We start from the raw sequence: 24,854 nt of genomic DNA, 5'->3' as shown, positions 1-24,854 counted from the left end.
GCGCTTACCCCGGCTCACGCCGGATACGGCGGAAATCCACCGGCCAGCTCCCGCACATCTTCACGTGCCCTTGAGGTCTCCGTCACGCCCTTGAGCACCCCGGCGAGCAGCTCGGCGATCCTGGCCATCTCCCGCTCGCCCATGCCCTGCGTGGTGACCGCGGCCGTGCCGAGCCGCAGCCCCCGGGCGTCCGCGTGCGGCAGGGCGCAGCAGTCCATGACCAGGCCCGCCGCGGCCAGACGGCCCCGGGCCGTGCGCCCGTCGACGCCGAGCGGCGCCGGGTCGGCGGTGATCAGGTGGGTGTCCGTGCCTCCCGTGGTGACGACCATGCCCGCCGCGGCCAGCCGGGCCGCCAGAACGCGCGCATTCGCCACCACCTGATGGGCGTACGCGGCGAACGCCGGTGTTGCCGCCTCCCCGAACGCGACCGCCTTCGCGGCGATGGTGTGCATCTGCGCACCGCCCTGTGTGAAAGGGAACACCGCCCGGTCGACCCGCTCGGCCAGCTCCGCCCGGCACAGGATCAAGCCGCCCCGCGGGCCCCGCAGCACCTTGTGGGTGGTCCCGCAGACGATGTCCGCGTACGGCACCGGATTCGGCGCCGCTCCCCCGGCGACGAGCCCGAGGGGGTGCGCGGCGTCCGCGATGAGGTAGGCGCCCACCTCGTCGGCGACCTCGCGGAAGAAGGCGTAGTCGAGGTGCCGGGGGTAGGCGATGGAGCCGCACACGATCGCCTTGGGCCGGCGGGTGCGGGCCAGGGTGCGCACCTGCTCGTGGTCGATGAACCCCGACTCGGCGTCCACCCCGTAGCCGACGAAGTCGAACCAGCGGCCGGAGAAGTTGGCGGGTGAGCCGTGCGTGAGGTGCCCGCCGTAGGGCAGGCCGAGGGCGAGGACGGTGTCGCCGGGGCGCAGCAGGGCGGCGTAGGCGGCGAGCACCGCCGAAGAGCCCGAGTGCGGCTGGACGTTGGCGTGGTCGGCGCCGAAGAGGGCCTTCGCCCGCTCCACGGCGAGGCGCTCGGCGACGTCGGCGAACTCGCAGCCGCCGTGATGCCGCGCCCCCGGGTAGCCCTCGGCGTACTTGTTGGCCAGCGGTGACCCGAGGGCGGCCAGTACGGCCGGGGAGCTGAAGTTCTCCGCGGCGATCAGCTGGAGCGTGGTCGACTGCCGCTCCCGCTCGCCGAGCAGGATGTCGGCGAGCTCGGGGTCCTGGCGGCGCAGGACGTCGGCCTGGATGGCAGGGGTGACCGTCATGATGGGCTCCGGGCGGCGTCGACGCTGACGTACGTCCAATGTAGGCCCGGGGCCCCCGGGGCGCTCGGCTGTTACATCTTTGCGGGGACGCCCGTCAGGGCCGTGACGACCGGATCGAGTGCCTGGTGTATCTCGTCCCCGATGGAACGGAAGAACGTCAGGGGCGCGCCATAGGGGTCGTAGACCTCGTCCGCCTCGGCGGTCGGCGCGAGCAGCCACCCGCGTAGAGCGGCCGCGGCCCGGACCAGGGCACGCGCGCGGATGACCACGCCCTCCTCCAGGGGCGGCAGGGTCGCCGGGTCGATGGCCTTGACCAGACGGGTGAACTCCTTGAGCGTGAAGGTCCGCAGGCCCGCCGAGTGCCCCATGGAGATGACCTGCGCCCGGTGGTCCCTGGTGGCGGTCAGCACCAGGTCGGCGCGGATCACGTGCTCGTCGAGGAGCTCGCGCCCGGTGAAGCCGGAGGCGTCCGCGCCGAAGTCGGCCAGGACGGTCTCCGCGTGGGACTCCATGGGCGCGCCCTCGTGACCCCAGGTGCCCGCGCTCTCCACGATCAGCCCGCCGCCCAGGATGCCGAGCCGCTCCCGCACCGCATGGCGGGTCAGCCGCTCGGTGATGGGCGAGCGGCACACGTTGCCGGTGCTGACGTGGAGGATGCGGAAGCTGTCGCGCGGAAGTCCCACGAAGGTCGTCGTGATCTCCGCCGCGCTTTCCCCGTTGCCTATGCCACGCCCCGATCCAGGGGCCGTCAATTCGCCACCTCGAGGTCGGGTACGACCTTTCGCAGCTCGTCCGCCGAGATGGCACCGGCGCGCAGCAGCAGCGGCACCTCACGGGTCACGTCGACGATCGACGACGGCACGATGCCGGGGGTCGGGCCGCCGTCGAGGTAGACGGAGACGGAGTCCCCCAGCATCTCCTGCGCGGCGTCGCAGTCCTCCGGCGCCGGGTGGCCGGTCAGGTTGGCGGAGGAGACGGCCATGGGACCGACCTCGGTCAGCAGCTCGATGGCGACCGGGTGCAGGGGCATGCGGACGGCGACCGTGCCCCGGGTGTCCCCGAGGTCCCACTGGAGGGACGGCTGGTGCCGGGCGACCAGCGTCAGGGCTCCCGGCCAGAACGCGTCGACCAGTTCCCAGGCCAGCTCGGAGAAGTCGGTGACGAGGCCGTGCAGCGTGTTCGGGGAGCCGATGAGGACGGGGGTGGGCATGTTGCGGCCCCGGCCCTTCGCCTCCAGCAGGTCGGCGACCGCCTCCGAGGAGAACGCGTCGGCGCCGATGCCGTACACCGTGTCCGTCGGCAGCACCACGAGCTCGCCACGGCGGACGGCGGACGCTGCCTCGCGCAGACCGGTCACACGGTCGGTCGCGTCGTTGGTGTCGTATCGCCGTGCCATCTTTAGCTGGCCTCCTCGTACACGTGCTGCTGGGATGAAGTCCGCGAAGAGCGCGGGGTGCCCGGTGTGCTCACGGCAGTGCCTTGCGGGCCGTGGCGAAACGCGGGCGGTTGTTGAGGTCCGGGTGGTCGGCCGCGTCGGTCCAGCCGCGGTCCTCGGCGAAGATCCACGGCACCTGGCCGCCCTGGGTGTCGGCGTGCTCGACGACGACCACGCCGCCCGGGCGCAGCAGCCGGTGCGCGGTGCGTTCCAGGCCCCGGATGAGGTCGAGGCCGTCCTCGCCGGAGAAGAGGGCCATGTCGGGGTCGTAGTCCCGCGCCTCGGGGGCGACGTACTCCCACTCGGTGAGCGGGATGTAGGGCGGGTTGGTGATGACCAGGTCGACCTGGCCGTCCAGGTCCCGGAAGGCCGTGAGGGCGTTGCCCTGCCGCAGGTCGACCCTGGACCCCTCGACGTTCTTGCGGGTCCACTTCAGGGCGTCCTCGGACAGCTCCACGGCGTGCACGCGCGAGCGCGGCACCTCCTGGGCGAGGGCGAGCGCGATGGCGCCGGAGCCGGTGCACAGGTCGACGATGCACGGCTCGACGACGTCCATGGCCCGTACGGCGTCTATGGCCCAGCCGACCACGGACTCCGTCTCGGGCCGCGGCACGAACACCCCGGGCCCGACCTGGAGTTCCAGGTAGCGGAAGTAGGCGCGCCCGGTGATGTGCTGGAGCGGTTCGCGGGCCTCGCGGCGGGCGATGACCTCCCAGTAGCGGGCGTCGAAGTCGGAGTCCTTGACGGAGTGCAGCTCGCCGCGCTTGACGCCGTGCACGAACGCGGCGAGTTCCTCCGCGTCGGTACGCGGCGAGGGCACGCCGGCGTCGGCGAGCCGCTGAGTGGCCTGGGCCACCTCCGCGAGCAGCAGGTTCACGCAAGTCCTCCGTATTACTCGTACGTGCTCGTGCGTGCCTTACGCAGCCGCCAGCTTCGCAGCCGAGTCCGCGTCGACGCAGGCCTGGATGACCGCGTCGAGGTCGCCGTCCAGGACCTGGTCCAGGTTGTACGCCTTGAAGCCGACGCGGTGGTCCGAGATGCGGTTCTCCGGGTAGTTGTACGTGCGGATCTTCTCGGAGCGGTCGACGGTGCGGACCTGGCTGCGGCGGGCGTCGGCAGCCTCCCTCTCCGCTTCCTCCTGCGCCGCCGCGAGCAGCCTGGAGCGCAGGATACGCAGTGCCTGCTCCTTGTTCTGCAGCTGGCTCTTCTCGTTCTGGCAGGAGGCGACGACTCCGGTCGGGATGTGCGTGATGCGCACGGCGGAGTCGGTGGTGTTCACGGACTGCCCGCCGGGCCCGGAGGACCGGTAGACGTCGATGCGCAGGTCGTTGGGGTTGATCTCGACGTCGACCTCCTCGGCCTCGGGCGTGACGAGCACACCGGCCGCGGAGGTGTGGATCCGGCCCTGGGACTCCGTCGCGGGCACGCGCTGCACGCGGTGCACGCCGCCCTCGTACTTCATCCGCGCCCAGACGCCCTGGCCCGGCTCGGTGGCACCCTGGCCGCCCTTGGTCTTCACGGCGACCTGGACGTCCTTGTAGCCGCCCAGCTCGGACTCGGTGGCGTCGATGATCTCGGTCTTCCAGCCGACGCGCTCGGCGTAGCGCAGATACATGCGCAGCAGGTCACCGGCGAACAGGGCCGACTCGTCGCCGCCCGCGCCCGCCTTGATCTCCAGGATGACGTCCTTGTCGTCGCTGGGGTCACGCGGGACGAGGAGAAGCCGCAGCTTCTCCGTCAGCTCCTCGCGGGCCTTCTCCAGCTCCTTGACCTCGGCGGCGAACTCCGGGTCGTCGGCGCCCAGTTCGCGCGCGGTCTCGATGTCGTCGCCGGTCTGCTTCCAGGAGCGGTACGTGGCGACGATCGGGGTGAGCTCGGCGTACCGCTTGTTCAGCTTGCGCGCGTTGGCCTGGTCGGAGTGGACCGACGGATCGGCGAGCTTCTTCTCCAGGTCGGCGTGCTCGGCGACGAGTTCCTCGACGGCCTCGAACATCTTGGGCTCCTGTGAACGGACGGGGGTGAAGGGCGGGCGACCAAAAACGCCGGTCCCGGAGCGCCCGGTGGAGGGGGCGCGCCGTGGACCGGCGAATTGAGGCTCGCTACTTCTTGGAGCCGGCGGCCTTGCCGAAGCGGGCCTCGAAGCGGGCCACACGGCCACCGGTGTCGAGGATCTTCTGCTTGCCCGTGTAGAACGGGTGGCACTCGGAGCAGACGTCGGCGCGGATGGCGCCGGACTCGATGGTGCTGCGAGTGGTGAACGACGCGCCACAGGTGCAGCTGACCTGCGTCTCGACGTACTCGGGGTGGATGTCGCGCTTCAAGGTGTCTCCTAGGTTCGGGAGGGCGCCGGGTCGCTGCCGCGGGGTGCGGGAGCGTGAACCGGAGCCGACGTACCAGTCTGCCAGGACTGGGGCCATCCCCAAAACCGGGGGTTGCCGTTGTTTGTTCCCCGCGGGTCGGGAACGGATCGCCGGCGAGGGTGGCGCTGGATCTCCGTGGGCGGCCGCGGGTCGTACGAGGCTGGTCGCGCAGTTCCCCGCGCCCCTTCGGGGAGCGGCCCTCAGGAGCCGCTGACGACGCCCTTGGCCTCACCGCTCGCCGTGCCCTTTGTCGCGCTCTTCGGGATCGGCCGGTCGTTCTCCAGGGCCTTCCAGATCTGGTCGGCCTTCTTCTCCTGGAGGAGGACGCGGTTGGGGTCGGCCGGGTCGTAGGCCACCGGCATCGTGACCATGTGCATGTTGGACGGGCTGATGCCCTTGAGTCCGTTCGCGAAGGACGCGAGCTTGTTGACCGAGCCGAGGTCGGAGTCGGCCGTCACCGTCTTGGTCGCGGTCTCCGCGAGGTCGAGCAGCTTCTTCGGGTCCGAGAAGACACCGACGTCCTTGATCTGGTGGACCAGGGCCTTGATGAAGGCCTGCTGGAGCTGGATCCGGCCCAGGTCCGAGCCGTCACCGACGCCGTGTCTGGTGCGGACCAGGCCGAGGGCCTGCTTGCCGTCGAGCGTGTGGGTGCCGGCCTCCAGCTTCAGATGGCTGTCGGGGTCGTCGATGCTCTTGGTCGTGGTGATCTCGACGCCGCCGAGGTCGTCGATGAGCTTCTGGAAGCCGGCGAAGTCGACCTCCAGGTAGTGGTCCATGCGCAGGTCGGTGATCGACTCGACGGTCTTCACGGCGCAGGCGGCCCCGCCGGTGGAGTACGCGGAGTTGAACATCACGCTGCGCGCGGCGGGGTGCTCGTTGCCCTTGGTGTCCGTGCACGCGGGACGGTCGATGAGCGTGTCGCGCGGGATGGAGACCACGCTGGCCTTCTTGTGCCCCTTGTAGACGTGCACGATCATCGCCGTGTCGGAGCGGGCGCTGCCGTCGTCCGTGCCGCCGCCGAGCTTCTTGTTGCCGCCGGCGCGGGTGTCGGAGCCGAGGACCAGGATGTTCTCCGAGCCGTTGTCGGCCTTCTCGGGCCGGTCCGTGCCGAGGGCCTGGTCGATGTCGACGCTCTTGAGGTTGCCGTTGAGCTTGAAGTACAGGTATCCGGCTCCGGTGCCGCCCAGCACGACGATGCCCGCGGCCGTCCAGGCCGTGATCATCAAGCCCTTGTTGCGCTGCGGGGGCTTACGGCGCCGGCCCTTGCCGCGGTGGCGCGCTCCACTGGTACCGGTATCGCCCGGTATCCCCGGGTCGGGTGTGCTCTCGGCGGACATGTACTCCTCAGCTCTTCTACGGTCGGTTACCCCCTGCGGTCAGTGCCAGGCGTGGCCGGAGAAGACCCTTCCTCGCACTATCGTCGCCCCACCTGGTCAGACGGAGAAACTCGGGAAAGGGTTGCACAACGGACTGCGCCCACCGCGTACGGCGGTGGGCACAGTGCGTGGCGGTCGCAGCGGACCGGAACCCGCTCACCTGCAATTTCAGCCGAAGATGTCGTACTGCTTGAAATCGGTGCCCACGGACTTCCTTGTGGCAAAGATCTCGCTTGTCCCCTTGCCGGTGCCCGCGTACAGGTACAGCGTGCCGCCGGGGGTACGGGCCAGGAAGTCGGCCTTGCCGTCGCCGGTGACGTCGCCGGGGGCGTCGAAGGCGTTGTACCCGGCCCAGGTGCGCACCTTGACCCGGGCCGAGAAGGCGCCAGAGCCGGCCTTGCCGGTGCCCTTGTAGAGGTAGATGGCGCTGCCGGACTTGCTGCGGGCGATCAGGTCGGTCTTGCCGTCCCCGTTGTAGTCGCCCTTGCCGCGCACGGAGTTGTACTGGTTCCAGCCGGAGCCGACCTTCACGCGGGGCGCGAAGGTGCCGTTGCCCTTGCCCGGGTAGATCCACAGGACGCCCGCCGAGTCGACCGAGAGCAGGTCGGGCAGGTAGTCGCCGGTGACGTCACCGGGGGTGATGATCCGGGTGCGCGTCTTCCAGTTGTCGGCGATCTGCTTGGTGGACCAGGTGCCGCTGGAGATGACGTAGTGCGTCCAGAAGACATCGCCGTCGCTGCTGCGCCGGTAGACCAGGTCCTGGTAGCCGTCGCGGTCGAGGTCCGTCTGCAGGACGACGTTCACGCCGTTCCAGTTGCCCCAGGACTCGCGGGCGGCGAAGGACGTGCCCTTGGAGTCCTTCGAGTAGCCGGTCTTGGTGGAAGCGTTGCGCACCCAGAGGTCGGCCTTGTGGTCGCCGCTGATGTTGGTGTCGTCCAGGCGCGGGTAGGCGGCGCCGACGTAGGAGCTGACCTTGGCGAAGACGCTGTAGGCGCCCTTCGCCACGCAGTCGGTCACGCCCCAGGAGACGACACCGACGATCCGGTTGTTGACGACCAGGGGGCCGCCGGAGTCGCCGTTGCAGGCGGAGACGGTGCCGGTGTCGCTGCCGGTGGCGGGCTTGCCCGCGCAGACCATGTGGCCCTTGACGAAGTCGCTGCCGTACGCGCCGGAGCAGGTCGTGTCCGACTGCATGGGCAGCGTGGCCGTCTTCAGCGTCTCGGAGATGTCTTCGCTGGTGGAGCTGGTGCGGCCCCAGCCGTAGACCTTGGCGCTGGTGCCGGCCTTGTACGACGTGGTGTCGCCGGAGGTCGTCATCCGGATCGGGGGGGCCTTGACCGGGACGGGCAGGGTCAGCACCGCGATGTCGTTGTCGATGGTCGTCGCGTTGTACGACGGGTGGTTCCACTGCCGCCAGACGCCGGTGACGGTGCCGCCGTGCAGGTCGGTGCCGTCGTCCGAGGGCAGCTGGGCGGTGCCGGTGACGACGGCGCCGTTGGCGTTCCAGTTGTAGCCCTTGACGCAGTGCGCGGCGGTGAGGATCTTCGTCGGCGCGACGACGGCGCCGCCGCAGAAGAAGCCGATGTCGTCGCCGGTGGTGGAGGTGCCCCGGTCGTCGTAGTAGTGGAGCTGTGTCATCCACGGTGCCGTGCTGATGGTGGTCTCGTTGCCACCGATGACCTTCGGGTCGATGCTGCCGGCGACGGTGCCCGCGGTGAGCGCGGCCTTGCTCGTCTTGCCGGCGATGTCGTCACCGGCCATGGCGCCCGCGACGCGCTTCTCCAGCTCGGCGAGCGACGGCGAGCTGACGGCGGGCTTGACCGTCGGCTGCGGCAGCGGGGTGGCCGCACCGGCGGACGTCGTCAGCAGCGCGCCGGCCACGGCGGCGGCGACACCGGCCGCGGCGACGGGCAGTGCGATGCGTATCCGGCGTCTGTGCCGACCGCCCCCGGGCATGGGTGTACCCACGTATGTCCCCCCTCGGGATCACAAGTTCGAAGAGAGCGTGATCCTACCCGCACACCAGCAGCACAAAGGGCCGCCCCCGTTCGGGAGCGGCCCTCTTGTGCGGTTCTTACCGGGTCGACCTGTCTCAGTCGCCGTTGCCCGGCGTCGGGGTCGTCTTCTGGATCTGCATCAGGAACTCGGCGTTCGACTTCGTCTGCTTCATCTTGTCGAGGAGCAGCTCGACCGCCTGCTGCTGGTCGAGGGCGTGCAGCACCCGGCGCAGCTTCCAGACGATGGCCAGCTCGTCGGGGGCCAGCAGGATCTCTTCCTTGCGGGTGCCGGACGCGTCGACGTCCACCGCCGGGAAGATGCGCTTGTCCGCGAGCTTCCGGTCGAGCTTGAGCTCCGCGTTGCCGGTGCCCTTGAACTCCTCGAAGATGACCTCGTCCATGCGGGACCCGGTGTCCACCAGCGCGGTGGCGAGGATGGTCAGCGAACCGCCGTCCTCGATGTTGCGGGCCGCACCGAAGAAGCGCTTCGGCGGGTACAGCGCCGTCGAGTCGACACCACCGGACAGGATGCGGCCGGAGGCCGGGGCGGCGAGGTTGTACGCGCGGCCCAGGCGGGTGATCGAGTCGAGCAGCACGACCACGTCGTGACCCAGCTCCACCAGGCGCTTGGCGCGCTCGATGGCGAGCTCGGCGACGGTGGTGTGGTCCTCGGCCGGACGGTCGAAGGTCGAGGAGATGACCTCGCCCTTCACCGACCGCTGCATGTCGGTGACCTCTTCCGGACGCTCGTCGACGAGGACGACCATCAGGTGGCACTCGGGGTTGTTGTGCGTGATCGCGTTGGCGATCGCCTGCATGATCATGGTCTTGCCGGTCTTCGGCGGGGCCACGATCAGACCACGCTGGCCCTTACCGATCGGCGCGACGAGGTCGATGATGCGGGTGGTGAGGACGCCCGGGTCCGTCTCCAGGCGGAGGCGGTCCTGCGGGTACAGCGGCGTCAGCTTGTTGAACTCCGGTCGCCCGCGCCCGGATTCGGGTGCCATGCCGTTGACGGAGTCCAGGCGCACCAGCGCGTTGAACTTCTCGCGCCGCTCTCCGTCCTTGGGCTGGCGCACGGCACCGGTGATGTGGTCGCCCTTGCGCAGGCCGTTCTTGCGGACCTGGGCGAGGGAGACGTACACGTCGTTCGGGCCGGGCAGGTAGCCGGACGTGCGGATGAACGCGTAGTTGTCGAGGATGTCCAGGATGCCCGCGACGGGGATCAGGACGTCGTCCTCGTTGATCTGCGGCTCGGAGGCGATGTCGTCGCGGCCGCGACGGCCCCGGCGGTCGCGGTAGCGGCCGCGACGGCCACGACGGCCACCGTCGAAGTCATCGTCGTCCTGCTGCTGCTGGCCGCGGTCCTGGCGGCCGCCGCCCTGCTGGTTCTGCTGCTGGCCGCGGTCCTGACGGCCGCCGCCCTGCTGGTCGTCGCCCTTGCCGCCGCGGCGGTCGCGGTCACGCCCGCGGTCCCGGTCGCGGTCACGGCGGTCGCGACGACGGCCCTCGCCGTCACCGGCGTCGGACTTGGCCTCGTTGTTCTGGGACTGCTGCTGCGACTGTGCCTCGGCCTTGGTGTCGGTCTTCGCCTCGGCGACGATGGTCTCCGCGGAAGCGGGGGCTCCGGCCTCGGAGGTGGCCCGGCGACGGCGGCGCTCGGGCGCGTCGTCTCCCGCGCGCTCGTTCTCGCTCGACCGGGATGCGCCTCCGGCGGGCTGGCCGGGGATCTCGATCTGCTGCTGGGCCACAGCCTGGTCGGCCTTGTCCGCGGGGGCCTTGGAGGCCTCCTTCGCGTCCGCCTTCTTCTCCGCCTTCTCGGCGTTGTCGCCCGTACGGGTCCGCGAGGTGGCGCGGCGCTTGGGCTTGGTCTCGGCGGCGTCGGCCTTCCCGGCCGGAGCGGCGCCGCCGGACGCCTGCGCCTCCTTGATGACCTCGATCAGCTGGCTCTTGCGCATCCGCGCGGTGCCCCTGATGCCGAGGCCGGATGCGACCTGCTGCAACTCGGCCAGCACCATGCCCTCGAGGCCGGTACCGCGGCGCCGCCGGGAGCCGGCACCGCTGGCAGGCGCGGAGGCGTCCGTGGCGGGCGCGGCAGCGGTCTCCTCGACACGTGCGCCCATCAGATCGGTGGTGTCGCTCACGAAGGGTCCTTCCCTGGAGCGGACGTCGGCCTGTCTGGCTCGGCGACCGGTTGTGCTGTCCGGCTTCGGTCCGTGTGGTGTGAACCGTGCCGGGGCGGTGGTCCGCCTAAGCGGCGGAGGAATCTGGTGATGGCGCTTCCTTGAGCCGTGGCACCCAGTGTCAGTGTCACGCGGCGTGGTCGCACCGGTTCCGGAGCGTGCCCTGCGCCCCGCTCAGTGTCCTTGTACGGCGTACGGTCCGACGTACGGAACACAGTGCGGCTTGGGGGGCTCCCGGAAGAATGTCTGTCCCGGACGGGGACACGAGGCACCTCGCCATGGTGGGGTCGGGTGCAGACTTGAGATTAACACTACCGGATCCAACAAACATTCCCCCTCTCGAAATCCGGTAACCGCGCGGTTTAGATGTCACCGGAGGCGGCGAGCGGCAGCACGCTCGCGCCCTGCTGATCGAGGGGCAGCCTGTTCGCCGCCCAGTCCGCGCCCGCCAGGGCCTCGACCTTTCCGGCGGTCTCCTCGTCGGCCAGCGCCATGACCGTCGGTCCGGCCCCGGAGATGACCGCGGGGATGCCGTCGCCCCGCAGCCGCTCCACCAGTGCCGCGCTCTCGGGCATGGCCGGCGCGCGGTATTCCTGGTGCAGGCGGTCCTCGGTGGCGGGCAGCAGAAGTTCGGGGCGGCGCGTCAGGGCTTCGACGAGCAAGGCTGCGCGGCCGGCGTTGGTGGCCGCGTCGACGTGCGGCACGGAGCGCGGCAGCAGACCGCGCGCGGTTTCCGTGAGTACCGGCTTCCCGGGCACGAAAACCACCGGAACGATGGAATCCGCGGGCTCCATCCTGATCGCGCGGGCGGCGCCGCCCTCCATCCAGGACAACGTGAAGCCGCCCAGCAGGCAGGCCGCGACATTGTCGGGGTGGCCCTCGATCTCGGTGGCGAGTTCGAGCAGGGCGGTGTCGTCGAGCTTCGCGTCGGCCCCTATGGTCACGGCGCGGGCGGCGACGATGCCCGCGCAGATGGCTGCCGAGGAGGAGCCGAGGCCCCGGCCGTGCGGAATGCGGTTGGCGCAGACGATCTCCAGACCGCGCGGCTGTCCGCCGAGCAGGTCGAAGGCGGTGCGCAGGGATCGTACGAGAAGGTGCTGCTCGTCGCGCGGGAGCGTCTCGCTTCCCTCACCCGCGATGTCGATGTGCAGCCCGGAGTCGGCCACCCGGACGACCACGTCGTCGTACAAGCCCAGCGCGAGGCCGAGGGCGTCGAAGCCCGGGCCGAGGTTGGCGCTGGTGGCGGGGACGCGCACCCGGACGGCGGCGGCGCGGAACGCTGGACCGGCCATCGCTCGATGACTCTCCTTGAGCTGCGTGATTGTCGAATGACGTTGGTGGACATTCGATGGCGTACGAGAACCCTGGGGGCCGCTGCCGACCGGGCTGGCCGGCGGCTGTCCCGGCCGCGGAGACGGCGCGGCACCGTGCTCCATGCGGAGGCATATGCGGCGGGCGGGTTCAGTACAGCCTATCGAAGGAAGGTTCTGTGGCGACATAGGGCGCACAGGAGGCGCACGATGCGTGTCGTAAGCCCCCTGTGCACCCCCCGTAGGGAATCTCCCCGGGCCGACGCCGTCTTACGCCGGAACGTGTCGGGCGTAACACCGGCGCTCGGTGCATCGGCGCACGTCAGGCCGGTCCGAGCGCCCTCAGGCGAGACCCAGGCGCTCCGCCGCGGCCGCGGAGTCGACGGGTACGGTGACCGGCTGCGGGGCACCGGCGACGGCCCAGTCGGGGTCCTTCAGCCCGTTGCCGGTGACGGTGCAGACGATCCGCTGCCCCGGGTCGACCTTGCCCTGCTCGGCGGCCTTCAGCAGACCGGCGACGGACGCGGCGGACGCCGGCTCGACGAAGACGCCCTCCTGGGACGCCAACAGCCGGTAGGCGCGCAGGATCTCACGGTCCGTCACCTCGTCGATGAAGCCGCCCGACTCGTCCCGCGCGGCGAGCGCGTACTGCCAGGAGGCCGGGTTGCCGATGCGGATGGCCGTGGCGATGGTCGAGGGGTCCTTGACGACCTCACCGCGCACGATCGGGGCGCTGCCGGAGGCCTGGAAGCCCCACATCCGCGGCTTGCGGGTCGCCACGCCGTCGGCGGCGTACTCCGTGTAGCCCTTCCAATAGGCCGTGATGTTGCCCGCGTTGCCGACCGGCAGGACGTGGATGTCGGGCGCGTCGCCGAGCATGTCCACGATCTCGAAGGCGGCCGTCTTCTGGCCCTCGATACGTACCGGGTTGACTGAATTGACCAGGGCGACGGGGTAGTTGTCGCTCAGGCCGCGCGCGAGGGTGAGACAGTCGTCGAAGTTGCCGTCGACCTGGAGGATCTTCGCTCCGTGCACGAGGGCCTGGCCCATCTTGCCGAGCGCGATCTTGCCTGTCGGCACGAGCACGGCGCAGACCATCCCGGCCCGCACGGCGTAGGCGGCTGCGGAGGCCGACGTGTTGCCGGTGGAGGCGCAGATGACGGCCTGCGCGCCCTCCTCCTTGGCCCGGGTGATGGCCATGGTCATGCCCCGGTCCTTGAAGGAACCGGTCGGGTTCGCGCCCTCCACCTTGAGGTGGACCTCGCAGCCCGTGCGCTCGGAGAGCACCTGCGCGGGCACGAGGGGCGTGCCGCCCTCGCGGAGCGTCACGACCGGCGTGCTGTCGGAGACGGGCAGCCGGTCCCGGTACTCCTCGATGATTCCGCGCCACTGGTGGGTCATTGCTGGTTACTCTCCTTCAACCCGCATGATGCTGGCGACACCACGCACGGTGTCGAGCTTGCGCAACGCCTCGACCGTCCCGGTGAGGGCGGCGTCGGACGCACGGTGCGTGACGACGACGAGGGAGGCCTCGCCGTCCTTCCCCGACTGGCGAACCGTATCGATCGAGACTCCGTGCTCGGCGAAGACGGTCGCGACCTGGGCGAGAACACCCGGTTTGTCAGCCACGTCGAGGCTGATGTGGTACCGCGTGACGACGTCACCCATCGGGGACACCGGCAGCGCGGCGTAGGCGGACTCGCCCGGTCCGGTCGCGCCGCCGATCCGGTTGCGGCAGACGGCCACGAGGTCGCCCAGCACGGCCGAGGCGGTGGGGGAACCGCCCGCTCCGGGGCCGTAGAACATGAGCTGCCCGGCGGCGTCGGACTCGACGAACACGGCGTTGTAGGCGCCGCGGACGGAGGCCAGCGGATGGCTCAGCGGGATCATGGCGGGGTGCACGCGCGCAGTGACGGACTGCCCGTCCTCGGCCCGCTCGCAGATGGCGAGCAGCTTGATGGTGCAGCCCATCTCCTTCGCGGAGGCGAAGTCGGCCGCGGTCACCTCGGTCATGCCCTCGCGGTAGACGTCGTCGAGTCCCACGCGGCTGTGGAAGGCGATGCCGGCGAGGATCGCGGCCTTGGCGGCGGCGTCGAAGCCCTCGACGTCGGCGGTCGGGTCGGCCTCCGCGTACCCCAGGGCGGTGGCCTCGTCGAGGGCCTCCTGGTAGCCGGCGCCGGTGGAGTCCATCTTGTCGAGGATGAAGTTCGTCGTGCCGTTGACGATCCCCATGACCCGGTTGATCTTGTCGCCGGCGAGGGACTCGCGCACCGGCCGGATCAGCGGAATGGCACCGGCGACGGCGGCCTCGTAGTAGAGGTCCTTGCCGTACTGCTCGGCGACGGCGTGCAGGGCGGCCCCGTCCTGGGCGAGCAGCGCCTTGTTGGCGGAGACGACGGAGGCGCCGTGCTCGAAGGCGGTGGTGATGAGGCTGCGCGCGGGCTCGATGCCGCCGATGACCTCGACCACGACGTCGATGTCGCCGCGTTTGACCAGGGCGGTGGCGTCGGTGGTGACCAGCTCGGGGGCGATGCCCTCACGCACCCGGTCAGGCCGCCGCACGGCCACGCCCGCGAGCTCCACCGGGGCCCCGATCCGGGCCGCGAGGTCGTCGGCGTGCGTCGTCATGATGCGCGCCACCTCTGAGCCGACCACTCCACAGCCCAGCAGCGCCACCTTCAGCGGACGCGTACGCATCATCCGACCTCGTTTCCTCTTCACCGTCTACGGTGGAACCAGTCTCACTCACCGGACGGGAGTTTCTGCCCCCGGTCCGGATCGTGAGATGTCTATTTCATTTTCACGGGGGCGGCGGACAGGAGATCTTCCGCCGCCTGCCGGTGCCGGCTTCGGGGGTCAGCCGACGTCGAGACGCAGCAGGTCCTCCTCCGTCTCGCGGCGGACGATCGCCCGGGCCTCTCCGCCGTCCACGGCGACGACCGGCGGGCGGAGCACATGGTTGTAGTTGCTGGCCATGGACCGGCAGTACGCGCCGGTGGCCGGTACGGCGATGAGGTCGCCCGGTGCCAGGTCGGACGGCAGGAACGCGTCCTTGACCACGATGTCCCCGCTCTCGCAGTGCTTGCCGACGACGCGGGCGAGCATCGGCTCGGCGTCCGAGGTGCGCGACACCAGCGCGACGCTGTACTCGGCGTCGTACAGCGCGGTGCGGATGTTGTCCGACATGCCGCCGTCGACGGAGACGTAGGTCCGCAGCCCGTCGAGGGGCTTGATGGTGCCCACCTCGTAGAGCGTGAAGGCGGTCGGCCCGACGATGGCACGCCCGGGCTCGACGGAGATGCGAGGAGTGCGCAGCTTGGCGGCCTCGCACTCCCGGGTGACGATCTCGGTGAGGGCCTTGGCGATCTCGTGCGGCTCGCGGGGGTCGTCGTCGCTGGTGTACGCGATGCCGAGGCCGCCGCCGAGGTCGATCTCCGGCAGCTCGACGCCGTGCTCGTCGCGGACGGCCTTCAGCAGCGAGACGACCCGGTGCGCGGCGACCTCGAACCCCGACATGTCGAAGATCTGCGACCCGATGTGGCTGTGGATGCCGACGAGCTCAAGACCGTCGAGCTGGAGCGCCCGCCGTACGGCCTCGGCGGCCTGCCCCCCGGCCAGCGGGATGCCGAACTTCTGGTCCTCGTGGGCCGTGGCGATGAACTCGTGGGTGTGGGCCTCGACGCCGACGGTGATCCGGATGAGGACCTTCTGCCGCTTCCCGAGGCCTTGCGCGATGTGCGCGACGCGGACGATCTCCTGGAAGGAGTCGAGGACGATGTGCCCGACGGCGGCCTCGACGGCCCGGGTGATCTCGTCGACGGACTTGTTGTTGCCGTGGAAGGCGATGCGGTCGGCGGGCATGCCGGCGGACAGGGCGGTGGCCAGCTCGCCGCCGGAGCAGACGTCGACGTTCAGCCCCTCCTCGTCGAGCCAGCGCACGACGGCGCGGGACAGGAACGCCTTGCCGGCGTAGAAGACGTCGGCGTCGGCCCCGAAGGCGGTGCGCCAGGCACGCGCGCGGGCCCGGAAGTCGGCCTCGTCCAGGACGTAGGCGGGGGTGCCGAACTCCTCGGCGAGCCGGGTGACGGGAATGCCGCCGACGGTCACGACACCGTCCGCGTCACGCTCCACGGTCTGGGCCCACACCTTGGGGTCCAGCGCGTTGAGGTCGGCGGGCGGAGCGGAGTAGTGGCCCTCGGGGAGGACATCGGCGTGACGGGGCCCGGCGGGGTGTGCGGAACGGCTCATGATCTGTTCGTGTCTCTCAGAGATGGTCGGGAGCGTCGATGCCGAGCAGGGACAGGCCGCCGGCCAGCACCGTCCCGGCGGCTTCGGCGAGCGCGAGCCGGGCACGGTGGGCGGCCGAGGGTTTCTCCTCACCGAGGGGCAGCACGGCGGGGAGCAGGGGCATCGCGGCATCGGCGACGGTGACGAGGTGCCGGGCCAGGCGGTCGGGGGTGTGGTGCGTGGCGGTGGCGGCGAGGACGCGGGGGTGATCGCCGAGTGCGGCGAACAGCGCTTCCGCTTCGCTCACGGGACCGGGCTCGGGATGGAAGCCGAGGTCGGCGGCGTTGCGCAGGAGGGCCCGGGTGCGGGCGTGGGCGTACCGGACGCGGAAGAGAGGGTTGCTCTCCCGCTGGACGAGGTGGTCACCGGGGATCCGCGGCCGGTCGTGGGCGGCGGGATGCAGCAGCGCCCAGCGGCCGGCGTCCCGGCCGAGGGGCAGCGGGTCGCCGGGGGCGGGAACGGGGCGGACGGTGACGTACCGGTCGGCGACGCGCGGCCCCCGGGCGGTGACATCCGCCCCGAGGACGGACTGCCACTCCGGGGCGGGCCGGCCCTCGCACTCGACACGGACGAAGTCGCCCTGGCTGCGCAGCACGCGGGCCACGGCGTCCGCGACCACGACGGCACGCACCTCGGCCGGGCATCGGAGCCGGACGGCGGTCCCGCTGAACCCGGTCGTCGCGTGCCCGTACCGGCGTCCGCGCCGCAGGATCTCCTCGACGAGGCCGGCGGAGGCGGTGCCGCGCAGACTGAGGTTGAGGAAGCCGGGCCCGGTGACGACGACGTCGGTGAACCGCTGCTCACCGAGGAGCCGTGCCCGCAGGATCTCGGCCACGTCACGCGGCGGCCGCCCTGCCGCGCGGGACAGCTGGAGGGCGATGTTGGTGGCGTAGTCGCCGCAGCCCCCCGGCCCCGGTGGAGCGACAACGGCCCGCTCCGGCACGGTCACGCTGAGCTCACCCGCGTCGACAGCGCGGCGCACGGCGTGCAGCACGGTGCGGGAGAGCTCGGCAGGGGTCACGGGACAAGCGTATGGGAGGAAGGGGGTGGGTATGCGAGCCGGTTTCCGTACGGTCCGGGATGTGGACGCGGTGCCGGTTCAAGGCCTGATCGCGAGCCTCGCGCCTAGGGCACGGCGGGCAGGTCCACTTCCTTGGCCTGCCCGTCGGCTTCCCTCGCGCGTTCGGTCGCGCGTTCCGTAGCGTGATCCATCACGTGATCCATCGCCCGGGTGCCGCCGCGCTGCCGTCCCTCGCTCCGGGCGCGCTCGACCAATTGCCGCACCATACGGACCAGTTCGGCGGGCTCGAAGGGCTTCGCGAGGAAGGCGTCGACTCCCGCCTCGAGTCCGGCCTCGACCTCGTGGTGCCCGCAGGCACTGACGATGGCGAGGGGCATGTCGCGGGTGCGCGGATCGGCCCGGAGGCGAGCGGCCGTCCGGATCCCGTCCAGCCGGGGCATGACGACATCGAGGGTCACGACATCGGGCCGCACCTGATGCACGACATCAAGACACTCGGCACCATCGGCCGCGGTCACGACCTCCAGCCCCTCCAGCTCGAGGTTGACCCTGATCAACTGCCGGATGACCTTGTTGTCGTCCACAACAAGCACCCGGCCCGACGCGCCTGGCACAACTCGAGAGTAGGTCGGCCCCGGCCATCGCGTCCGGGTTTTCCCCACTTCCACCCCGCACGAGCGACCGGCACCCCCGCCCCCGACAGCGAAAACCCGTTCATGACCACCCCGAGGGAGCTGGTAGTGTTCTACCCGTCGCCGCGAGCAATCGCGCCGGACACGCCCCCGTAGCTCAGGGGATAGAGCAACGGCCTCCGGAGCCGTGTGCGCAGGTTCGAATCCTGCCGGGGGCACTTCGCAGGAAGTGCCTAAAGACCCCGCCATCAGCGCGTTTGCTGAGTGCGGGGTCTTGTTGTGTGTGCAGGCGAATGCCGCCGGAAGCAGCTGTTTGCCAGTGATCACGTTGTAATAGCGTGTTGATCTTGGTGGGCTTCGCCGCTGGTCACATGCCGTTTCGCCGACCTTGAGAGTAGCCCTGTGGACTACCCGTGGACAGGCCGAAGCCCCGGACCTCTCACGGTCCGGGGCTTGGGTCGGTCGGTCATGGTCGGCTGTCAGTGCGTAGGTTCGTCCCCCCTCCCCCAGCCCTCGCATGATCCGGTCGTTCATCTCCTGCTCCTGACCGTCGATGCACTTGGCGTAGATCTTCAGCAGCACGTCCACCGAGTGGCCCGACTGGAGAACAGCCGGCCGTCCTTCGCCGTGCCGAACTCCTCCAGGTGCTCATGGAGCAGCCTCACCAGCGGAGCCGGAATCGGCACGATGCGTACCTCCCCGTGGGACCTCTGCTTCAGGCCGCGCTGGTCGTGCGCCTCCCCAGAGTCCGTCCACGCCTTGCCTGCCGTGGGGCGGGTCTCCGCCAGCTCTATGCGGCCCCAGCCTGACGCCGGAAGCGTGCAGTCGGAGCGGCGAAGGCCGAGGGCCTCCCCAGGTCGCATGGCCGCGTAGTACAAGCACCCGAAGAACGCCCGTAGCCGCCGGCCGCTCGCCCGGTCGTAGCCACCCACGTACGTGAGCGCAGTCAGCAGTTCCCGTGCCTGCCGAGGGTTGACGACCACCCGGCGGTCAACCTCCTGCAACGCCCGCTTGCCCCGCTTACGCCTGACCCGGCTCAACGGGTTGGAGGGCAGGTACTCCAGTTCCACGGCGTACTCAAGCGCGTTGAAGACCACGGCGCGCCGCCGCCGGTAGGTCTGCGTCGCCGCAGGCTTGCCGTCCAGCCGCCGACTCAGCGCATCGATCAGGTCGTGCGCACGGGTGATCTCCTGAAGCTCCGCCACCGGCAGCGAGGCCTTCTCGATCCACTTCACCGCCGCACTGATCTCCTCCGGCCGCTCCCGCTCCCTACGAGGCACAGGCAGGACGTACGACCGCAGCGCACGCCGCAGCACCTCGGGAGCGGGCCGCCCCCGCCCCGGCTTCACCAGAACGGGAAGGCGAGGCGGCCCCGGCGTCACGCGCCCGCGACCCTGCGCGCTGGCGGAATTCGGACCTCGCTCCTCTGTACCCGGCCATTCACAGACGAGACATACCGAGGCTGCGCACCACCTCCGCGAAGGCGCGAATGAGGTCGTTCTCGGTCTCGCTGCGCCACACCAGGGCGTACGGCAGGGCCGGCATGTCGGGGAGCGGCAGCCACCGGATGTGGGACATGGCCCAGTACTTGGTGACGTGGGCAGGGAACGTGTGGACGATCTCGCCGGTGCCGACGAGATTGATCAGGGCGTCGGGGGTGGTGACGGTGTCGACGCGTTCGATGGATCTGCCTTGGGGGGTCTGGAAGGGCAGGTACGCGTCCTCCCAGTAGTCCAGCATCTGGGGGGCCGTGGCATGCGGGAAGTCGGCGACCGCCTCCAGCGATACGGAGGATCGTTCCGCCAACTCGTGGTCGCTGGAGACGGCCAGCACGCGCGGGTCGCGGAACAGGATCGGGCCCACGGTGAGGTCGGGTTCCTCCACGGGCAGCCAGGCGACCAGGACGTCCATCTCCCCGGCGCGGAGCCGGCCGAACGGATCGACGTAGGGGGCTTGGCGCACCTGAAGCTGCCATTGGGGGTGGCGAGTCCGGAAGACTCGCCAATGGGGGTGCAGATCAGGCAGGTTGAAGGGCATCATGCCGATGCGCAGCGTGGCGGTGACGCCCTGAGCTGCGAGCCGGGCCCGTTCCAAGCTCGCCAGCAGATTCGCGTACACCGGCTTCAGATCGTCTCGCAGGAGTTGGCCCAGCGGTGTCAATCGGATGTCGCGACGGCTGGAGCGGTCGAACAGCTCGCCGCCGAGGCGGCGTTCCTGCTGCTTGATCGCCTGACTCACACGCGCCTGACTCACGTGCAGCCGCGCGGCGGTACGCCCGAAGTGCAGTTCCTCTGTGAGCGTCAGAAAGATCTCGATGTCCCGTACTTCCACGATGGCCCCCGCGTCCTCACGTTCCCCGACATAACCCTCCGGTTATCGGGGCCATTCCAGATCCGGCGTTGATCACGTCCACCGCCCCGAGGGAGCCTTGAAGCCACCGGAGAGCGACGCGCCGAACGGCGCCTGCTCACAGGAGATTTCACCATGCAGACACGTATGAAGGACCTGGCTGTCGTGCTCCCGGCCGGCAAGGCGCCCTTCTTCACCGACGCCGAGCGGGCGACGATGCGTCTTGCGGAAGCGGTCACCCGCCCCGCGGGCACCACCTGGGGGCTGAGCTGGCCGACGGGACACGGGCGCGGTCACGAGCAAGGAACGAGGACACGATGAACGACCGGCTCGACATGACCGTGATGTACGCGATGCACCACGCGCTTCGGCGCGACCTCCAGCACGTCGCCCGCATCACCTCGCGCGCCGATCGCCACCCGGGCGAGGCCCTGCGTGCCGCCGCGGGCTGGGACCTTCTCAAGGTGGCTCTGCATGTCCACCACCGCGCCGAGGACGACGCCCTGTGGCCGGCCTTGCGCGGCAACCTCACCGGGAGGCCCGACGACCTCGCCCTCCTGGAGGCGATGGAGGCCGAGCACGCGGCCCTCGATCCGCTGGTCGAAGCGCTCGACAAGGCCCTGGCGGACCCGGGAACGACGCCTAACCTGGTCGGCGACCTCGCGGACTCCCTCGTCACGGGCCTGACCGGGCACCTCGCCCACGAGGAGGAAGCAGCGCTTCCGCTCGTCCAAGAGGTCGTCACGCCGGTGCAGTGGGCCCACTTCGGCCAGGTCCACGCCCAGCGGATCGGCCCCGACGCGCCCCGGCTCCTGCCCTGGCTCCTGGACGACGCCGACGAGAGGACGATCACGAAGGTGCTGGCCCCCTTGCCCGGGCCGGCACGCCATGCCTACGAGCACCAGTGGCGGCCGGCGTACACGGCGCTCGCCCCGTGGGCCGGAACCCCTGTGGCCTGACCCGGCCCTGTGGAACATCAGCACCGCCCAGGCGGCGGACGCGAACTCGGCGGGTTCTGTCCTGTCCAGCGCTGACTCGCGGATGTTCTCCCGCTCGGTCTCCCTTTGTCTCCGCCATCCCGGCGAAGAACGCCGACAACAGCTTCCCGGGGCCGGTGGGGTCGTAGATACCGGGCAAGGGACCGGCGGCGCCACGCCGGGGCGGGTCTTGAAGATCGAACACTGTACGCAAGGAGATTCATCATGAGACAAAGCAACAGCGGCTTCTCCGAAGCAGGGCTGCGCAGGATGCGCGACGTGCTGGCGCGGTATGTCGAGTCCGGGAAGATTCCGGGACTGGTCGCGCTGGTCAGCCGGGGCGAGGAGACGCACGCCGCAGCGCTCGGGACGATGCGCCACGACGGCGGCCCGCCGATGCGCCGGGACACGATCTTCCGGATGGCCTCGACGTCCAAGCCGGTCGGGATGTCGGCGGCGATGATCCTTCTCGACGAGTGCAGGCTGCGGCTGGACGACCTGGTGGATCCGTGGCTGCCCGAACTCGCCGACCGTCAGGTGCTGAAGCGGATCGACGGCCCGCTGGACGACACCGTGCCAGCGCGGCGGCCCATCACCGTACGGGACGTGCTGACCTCCACGTTCGGGCTCGGCATGGATATGACGTCGCTGGGAACTCCGATCATGAGCGCGGTCTTCGAGCAAGGGCTCACGCCCAATCTGCCGACGCCGATGCCCGAGCCGGACGAGTGGATGCGCCGCCTCGGCGCGCTGCCGCTGATGCACCAGCCCGGAGAGCGCTGGCAGTACCACATCGCCAGCGATCTCCTCGGCGTGCTCGTCGCCAGGGTCACCGGCCAGTCGTACGAGACGTTCCTGCGCGAACGCATCTTCGACCCCCTGGGCATGAAGGACACCGGTTTCCACGTGCCCGCCGACAAGATCGACCGGCTGCCGCCCCTCTACGCCCCCGACCCGCAGAGCGGAGAGTTCCACGTGTGGGACGAGGCCAAGGGCGGCCGCCACAGCCAGCCTCCGGCGTTCCAGGGCGGCGGCGGCGGACTGAACTCCACCGCCGACGACTACCACGCCTACTTCCGAATGCTGCTCAATGGCGGGATGCACGGGACCGAGCGGATCCTGTCCCGGGCCGCCGTCAACCTGATGACCACCAACCGCCTCGCGCCCGAGCAGCAAGCCGCCCGACACGCCATGGCCGTCAACAACGTCCATGTGTCCTTCGGTCAAGGGCAGCACGGCGGCTGGGGCTTCGGGATGGCGGTGCGCACCTACCGCGGCGACTACGCGCCCGTCGGCCAGTTCGGCTGGGACGGCGGAAGCGGCACCTCGACCTACGCCGACCCGGAAAACCAGATCACCGGAATCCTGCTCACCCAGGTCGGGACGTCCGTCCCGGACCCGGCGCGGCTCTTCCACGATTTCTGGACCACGGTCTACCAGGCGATCGACGACTGACACCGAGCCGGCGTCCCGGTCCCGGTAGACCCGAGGGTGAGAGATTCCCTTGGGCGACCCCGACCTTCAGCAAGGACGCGGTAGGCCGGGAAGACGCCAGAGATGCTTTGGAGCTCGCCGAAGCGCTGCTCGACTACACCTGCGTCTTCACCGCCAAGTATGCAGAGTTGCAAATGCGTCGATCGACGACCCCAGGCGGCAGCCCCGCTGGCAGCCCTTGAAGATCTCCACCGTCTGATGGGCGTGCATGACATCCCCGGCTGACATCAACGACGCCGGACGGGGGCGTACATCAGCGCCCTTGTCCGGCCGTCGCACCAGTCCGCAACAGCACCCGAAGCAGGCTCGGACCGAACTCCTAAAGCGGTGCTCAGCCTCTACACCGCTCAGGACGAGGACGTGAAGCCAGTGGACTGGTCGAGGTGGAACGATGAGCCCGGAACCGTCGGAGTCCAACCCTCGCGCAAGGCAAGCCGAACAGCCGCGGCTACACCGGACGGCAGTACAGGCTCAGCCTCGCGGCCGACCCAGTTGCTCGGATGCGGCTGGTCGGTGATGACCACGAGCGTCGACTCCGGAGTGTTCGCATGCTCCACCGCGAACGTACACGGCGACCAGGCCAGCCCCTGGCAGTACGTCGGCCGGCCCCTCAGCCGCCAGCGGTAGACCGTGCCGTCGACAACGATCCGTCGCGATCCCTTGCCGACCAGTGCCATGACTCCCCCTTCAACAGCGAAGATGCTAGCGAGCCCGGCCCCACCGGCCGTCTCAGTTTCCGTCTCATTCAGCGCCGTTCATGGCCGTTCAGGCGGGACCCCGGAGCCGTCCCCACACTGGCGGCCGACCGCTCATGTACGCAGGTGAACGCCCCCGCACAAGCCCAGCCCCCCCCCCCCACCAACACAGTTGAAAAGCGTGTTGGCAAGGTCGAGCGCCCGCGGGCCTCGCGGTCAGCTGAGTTCGTCTGTCGACAGTTGGCGTCGTACTCGCCATGATGGGTCGATGTCCGAGTTCAGCTGGCCAGACCGCTCTCAGGTACCAACGCCGGAGGCCATAAACCGAAGCTGGCGGTCCACGGTCGCCGCCCTGCCCCTCGGATCTCATGTCAGCGGTCGGGTTGTCGCACGCCAGCCGTTCGGCGTCTTCCTCCTGATCGACGGCGTGTCCAATGCGCTTGGTCTTGCAGAGATCACCGCCATGCCCCATCACATGGAGCTACCCGCCATGGGGGCCACAGTCGCCGGCGAGGTCATCTGGCACGCAGATCGCAACCGCCAGGTGAAGATCCGGCTCGATGAGTGGGCCCTGCCGAACTCATCCCGTCTGGGCACCACGAGCTGCACCACTACCGCACCAGATTTAACGGGGAACAACGGGGAATAACGGGGAGACCGGCCGACCGAGCCCAAACCGAGAAGGCGGTTCTGCCAGGTCAACGCGCCAACGGGCCCTGGAAGAACGCAGCTTCCCAAGCTGATGTCCCTCCCCGAACTCGGTGCGTTCGAATTGTGCCCAGAAGGCTCCAACCCCCGTGCTTGCGGGGGTTTTTGCGTTCTCAAGGAGGCTCTGCACGTGCAGATCGTGGAGCTCTACCCCAGGGACCTTGTTTACGCTCATGAGGCAGAGGCTCAGACGGGGATCCCGCAGAGTGTGATCCGCAAGTGGGCAAGCAGAGGCAAGATTCATAGCTTTCCAGGCGACGGCCGGCTGTCGGGAAACGGACATGGGTACAAGACCATGTACGCGTTGCCGGAGATCAAGGAGCTGGCGAAGACCTATCGGCCTAGGCAACCGCGGGATCGATAGGCGCGGCACGGCTTTTCTGCCGTCAGAGAGTCCTGACGGTCGCACCAGCACTCACCCCATCTGGCACTCTCCTCCAGGCCCGAGCGAATCGCTCGGGCCTTTTGCATGCCCGGAATCGCGGGGTCCATCCAGAGTTCTGGAGATCTCCGGCTGCCCAGCGCCACGCGCCAGCGTGAGGTATGAAAGGGATCGATCGTGCGTTCTTCACTCGCCACCTACATGCTCGGCGCGACCAGCTCCAGCGCATCAGCGTTGAGCGGTGCTCCGTGGGGTGCAGTGCTTGCCCTCGCAGCTCTGACGCTACTGCTGCCTGTGATCCTCAAGGAATGGCGTGAGCGGCGACTCGACTGCCATCGGAGGACGGTTGACCGATGGGCAGAAGCGCGCCGCCGCCAGCAGGAGGATGAGCGTCG

General features: G+C 69.9%; 21 protein-coding genes, 1 tRNA gene and 1 pseudogene. 5 read left to right on the top strand and 18 right to left on the bottom strand.

From position 1 onward, the window contains the following. Window positions 1-14: 14 nt before the first annotated feature. The 15 genes from A4E84_RS27390 to A4E84_RS27320 form a co-directional block, all read right to left on the bottom strand. The gene (locus A4E84_RS27390) at window positions 15-1,253 is read right to left on the bottom strand and encodes a serine hydroxymethyltransferase (protein ID WP_062929087.1); all 1,239 of its coding nucleotides are present in this window, start codon (window positions 1,251-1,253) and stop codon (window positions 15-17) included. Between the two features lie 71 nt (window positions 1,254-1,324). Further along, complete coding sequence (locus A4E84_RS27385; protein ID WP_062929086.1) at window positions 1,325-2,005, bottom strand: arsenate reductase/protein-tyrosine-phosphatase family protein; 681 nt, start codon at window positions 2,003-2,005, stop codon at window positions 1,325-1,327. Continuing rightward, window positions 2,002-2,649 carry an L-threonylcarbamoyladenylate synthase gene (locus A4E84_RS27380; protein ID WP_062929085.1) on the bottom strand — a complete coding sequence of 216 codons (648 nt, stop codon included), beginning with the start codon at window positions 2,647-2,649 and terminating at the stop codon, window positions 2,002-2,004. The genes A4E84_RS27385 and A4E84_RS27380 overlap by 4 nt, the downstream gene beginning before the upstream one ends. Before the next feature lie 70 nt (window positions 2,650-2,719). Beyond that, on the bottom strand, window positions 2,720-3,565 hold the full coding sequence (gene prmC / locus A4E84_RS27375) for a peptide chain release factor N(5)-glutamine methyltransferase (protein WP_062929084.1): 846 nt from the start codon (window positions 3,563-3,565) through the stop codon (window positions 2,720-2,722). A 39-nt stretch (window positions 3,566-3,604) separates the two neighbouring features. Next, window positions 3,605-4,681: a peptide chain release factor 1 gene (gene prfA / locus A4E84_RS27370; RefSeq protein WP_062929083.1), complete on the bottom strand. Its 1,077-nt coding sequence runs from the start codon at window positions 4,679-4,681 to the stop codon at window positions 3,605-3,607. Between the two features lie 106 nt (window positions 4,682-4,787). Continuing rightward, complete coding sequence (gene rpmE, locus A4E84_RS27365; RefSeq protein ID WP_031140670.1) at window positions 4,788-5,009, bottom strand: 50S ribosomal protein L31; 222 nt, start codon at window positions 5,007-5,009, stop codon at window positions 4,788-4,790. Between the two features lie 239 nt (window positions 5,010-5,248). Continuing rightward, window positions 5,249-6,385 carry an LCP family protein gene (locus tag A4E84_RS27360; protein WP_062929082.1) on the bottom strand — a complete coding sequence of 379 codons (1,137 nt, stop codon included), beginning with the start codon at window positions 6,383-6,385 and terminating at the stop codon, window positions 5,249-5,251. A 207-nt stretch (window positions 6,386-6,592) separates the two neighbouring features. Next, window positions 6,593-8,380 (bottom strand): trypsin-like serine protease, encoded by a 1,788-nt coding sequence (locus A4E84_RS27355; protein WP_062929081.1) that lies wholly within the window; start codon window positions 8,378-8,380, stop codon window positions 6,593-6,595. A 136-nt stretch (window positions 8,381-8,516) separates the two neighbouring features. Next, entirely contained in the window at window positions 8,517-10,565 is a 2,049-nt protein-coding gene (gene rho, locus A4E84_RS27350; protein ID WP_062929080.1) for a transcription termination factor Rho, read from the bottom strand. A gap of 401 nt (window positions 10,566-10,966) precedes the next feature. Next, window positions 10,967-11,896, bottom strand: a complete 930-nt coding sequence (gene thrB, locus A4E84_RS27345) for a homoserine kinase (RefSeq protein ID WP_062929079.1) — start codon at window positions 11,894-11,896, stop codon at window positions 10,967-10,969. Window positions 11,897-12,256: 360 nt separating this feature from the next. Next, complete coding sequence (gene thrC / locus A4E84_RS27340; protein WP_062929078.1) at window positions 12,257-13,315, bottom strand: threonine synthase; 1,059 nt, start codon at window positions 13,313-13,315, stop codon at window positions 12,257-12,259. Window positions 13,316-13,321: 6 nt separating this feature from the next. Continuing rightward, complete coding sequence (locus A4E84_RS27335; RefSeq protein WP_062929077.1) at window positions 13,322-14,614, bottom strand: homoserine dehydrogenase; 1,293 nt, start codon at window positions 14,612-14,614, stop codon at window positions 13,322-13,324. Window positions 14,615-14,770: 156 nt separating this feature from the next. Then, window positions 14,771-16,162 carry a diaminopimelate decarboxylase gene (lysA, locus tag A4E84_RS27330; protein WP_062929076.1) on the bottom strand — a complete coding sequence of 464 codons (1,392 nt, stop codon included), beginning with the start codon at window positions 16,160-16,162 and terminating at the stop codon, window positions 14,771-14,773. 16 nt (window positions 16,163-16,178) lie between these two features. Further along, window positions 16,179-17,222 (bottom strand): ArgS-related anticodon-binding protein NrtL, encoded by a 1,044-nt coding sequence (nrtL, locus tag A4E84_RS27325; protein WP_062929075.1) that lies wholly within the window; start codon window positions 17,220-17,222, stop codon window positions 16,179-16,181. 104 nt (window positions 17,223-17,326) lie between these two features. Continuing rightward, the gene (locus A4E84_RS27320; protein ID WP_079129137.1) at window positions 17,327-17,884 is read right to left on the bottom strand and encodes a response regulator; all 558 of its coding nucleotides are present in this window, start codon (window positions 17,882-17,884) and stop codon (window positions 17,327-17,329) included. Between the two features lie 116 nt (window positions 17,885-18,000). On the opposite strand from A4E84_RS27320, the gene A4E84_RS27315 reads away from it, so the two are divergent. Continuing rightward, a tRNA-Arg gene (locus A4E84_RS27315) sits at window positions 18,001-18,072 on the top strand. Between the two features lie 283 nt (window positions 18,073-18,355). On the opposite strand, the pseudogene A4E84_RS43855 reads toward A4E84_RS27315, so the two are convergent. Next, window positions 18,356-19,260 (bottom strand): annotated as a pseudogene (locus A4E84_RS43855) (tyrosine-type recombinase/integrase); the annotation flags it as partial. A gap of 34 nt (window positions 19,261-19,294) precedes the next feature. Further along, window positions 19,295-20,185 (bottom strand): LysR family transcriptional regulator, encoded by an 891-nt coding sequence (locus A4E84_RS27305; protein ID WP_062929074.1) that lies wholly within the window; start codon window positions 20,183-20,185, stop codon window positions 19,295-19,297. 153 nt (window positions 20,186-20,338) lie between these two features. Here A4E84_RS27305 and A4E84_RS27300 point away from each other — a divergent pair, with 153 nt between their 5' ends. The 3 genes from A4E84_RS27300 to A4E84_RS27290 all read left to right on the top strand — a co-directional run bounded on the left by A4E84_RS27300 (window position 20,339) and on the right by A4E84_RS27290 (window position 22,635). Continuing rightward, window positions 20,339-20,524 (top strand): hypothetical protein, encoded by a 186-nt coding sequence (locus tag A4E84_RS27300; RefSeq protein ID WP_062929073.1) that lies wholly within the window; start codon window positions 20,339-20,341, stop codon window positions 20,522-20,524. Continuing rightward, window positions 20,521-21,162, top strand: a complete 642-nt coding sequence (locus A4E84_RS27295; protein ID WP_062929072.1) for a hemerythrin domain-containing protein — start codon at window positions 20,521-20,523, stop codon at window positions 21,160-21,162. Before A4E84_RS27300 ends, A4E84_RS27295 begins: the two co-directional genes overlap by 4 nt. Window positions 21,163-21,405: 243 nt before the next feature. After that, a complete protein-coding gene (locus tag A4E84_RS27290) occupies window positions 21,406-22,635 on the top strand; it encodes a serine hydrolase domain-containing protein (protein ID WP_062929071.1) in 1,230 nt (409 codons plus the stop codon). Between the two features lie 386 nt (window positions 22,636-23,021). Here A4E84_RS27290 and A4E84_RS27285 read toward each other — a convergent pair whose 3' ends face one another. Then, entirely contained in the window at window positions 23,022-23,351 is a 330-nt protein-coding gene (locus A4E84_RS27285) for a hypothetical protein (RefSeq protein WP_062929070.1), read from the bottom strand. Window positions 23,352-23,637: 286 nt separating this feature from the next. Between A4E84_RS27285 and A4E84_RS43745 the strand changes: the two genes are divergently transcribed. Beyond that, on the top strand, window positions 23,638-24,018 hold the full coding sequence (locus tag A4E84_RS43745; protein WP_062929069.1) for a S1 domain-containing protein: 381 nt from the start codon (window positions 23,638-23,640) through the stop codon (window positions 24,016-24,018). Window positions 24,019-24,854: the final 836 nt, after the last annotated feature.

The organism is Streptomyces qaidamensis (assembly GCF_001611795.1).
GTDB classification, from domain to species: domain Bacteria; phylum Actinomycetota; class Actinomycetes; order Streptomycetales; family Streptomycetaceae; genus Streptomyces; species Streptomyces qaidamensis.
The sequence above is the reverse complement of the archived record's forward strand: the minus strand, read 5'-3'. Positions and strand labels throughout refer to the sequence as shown.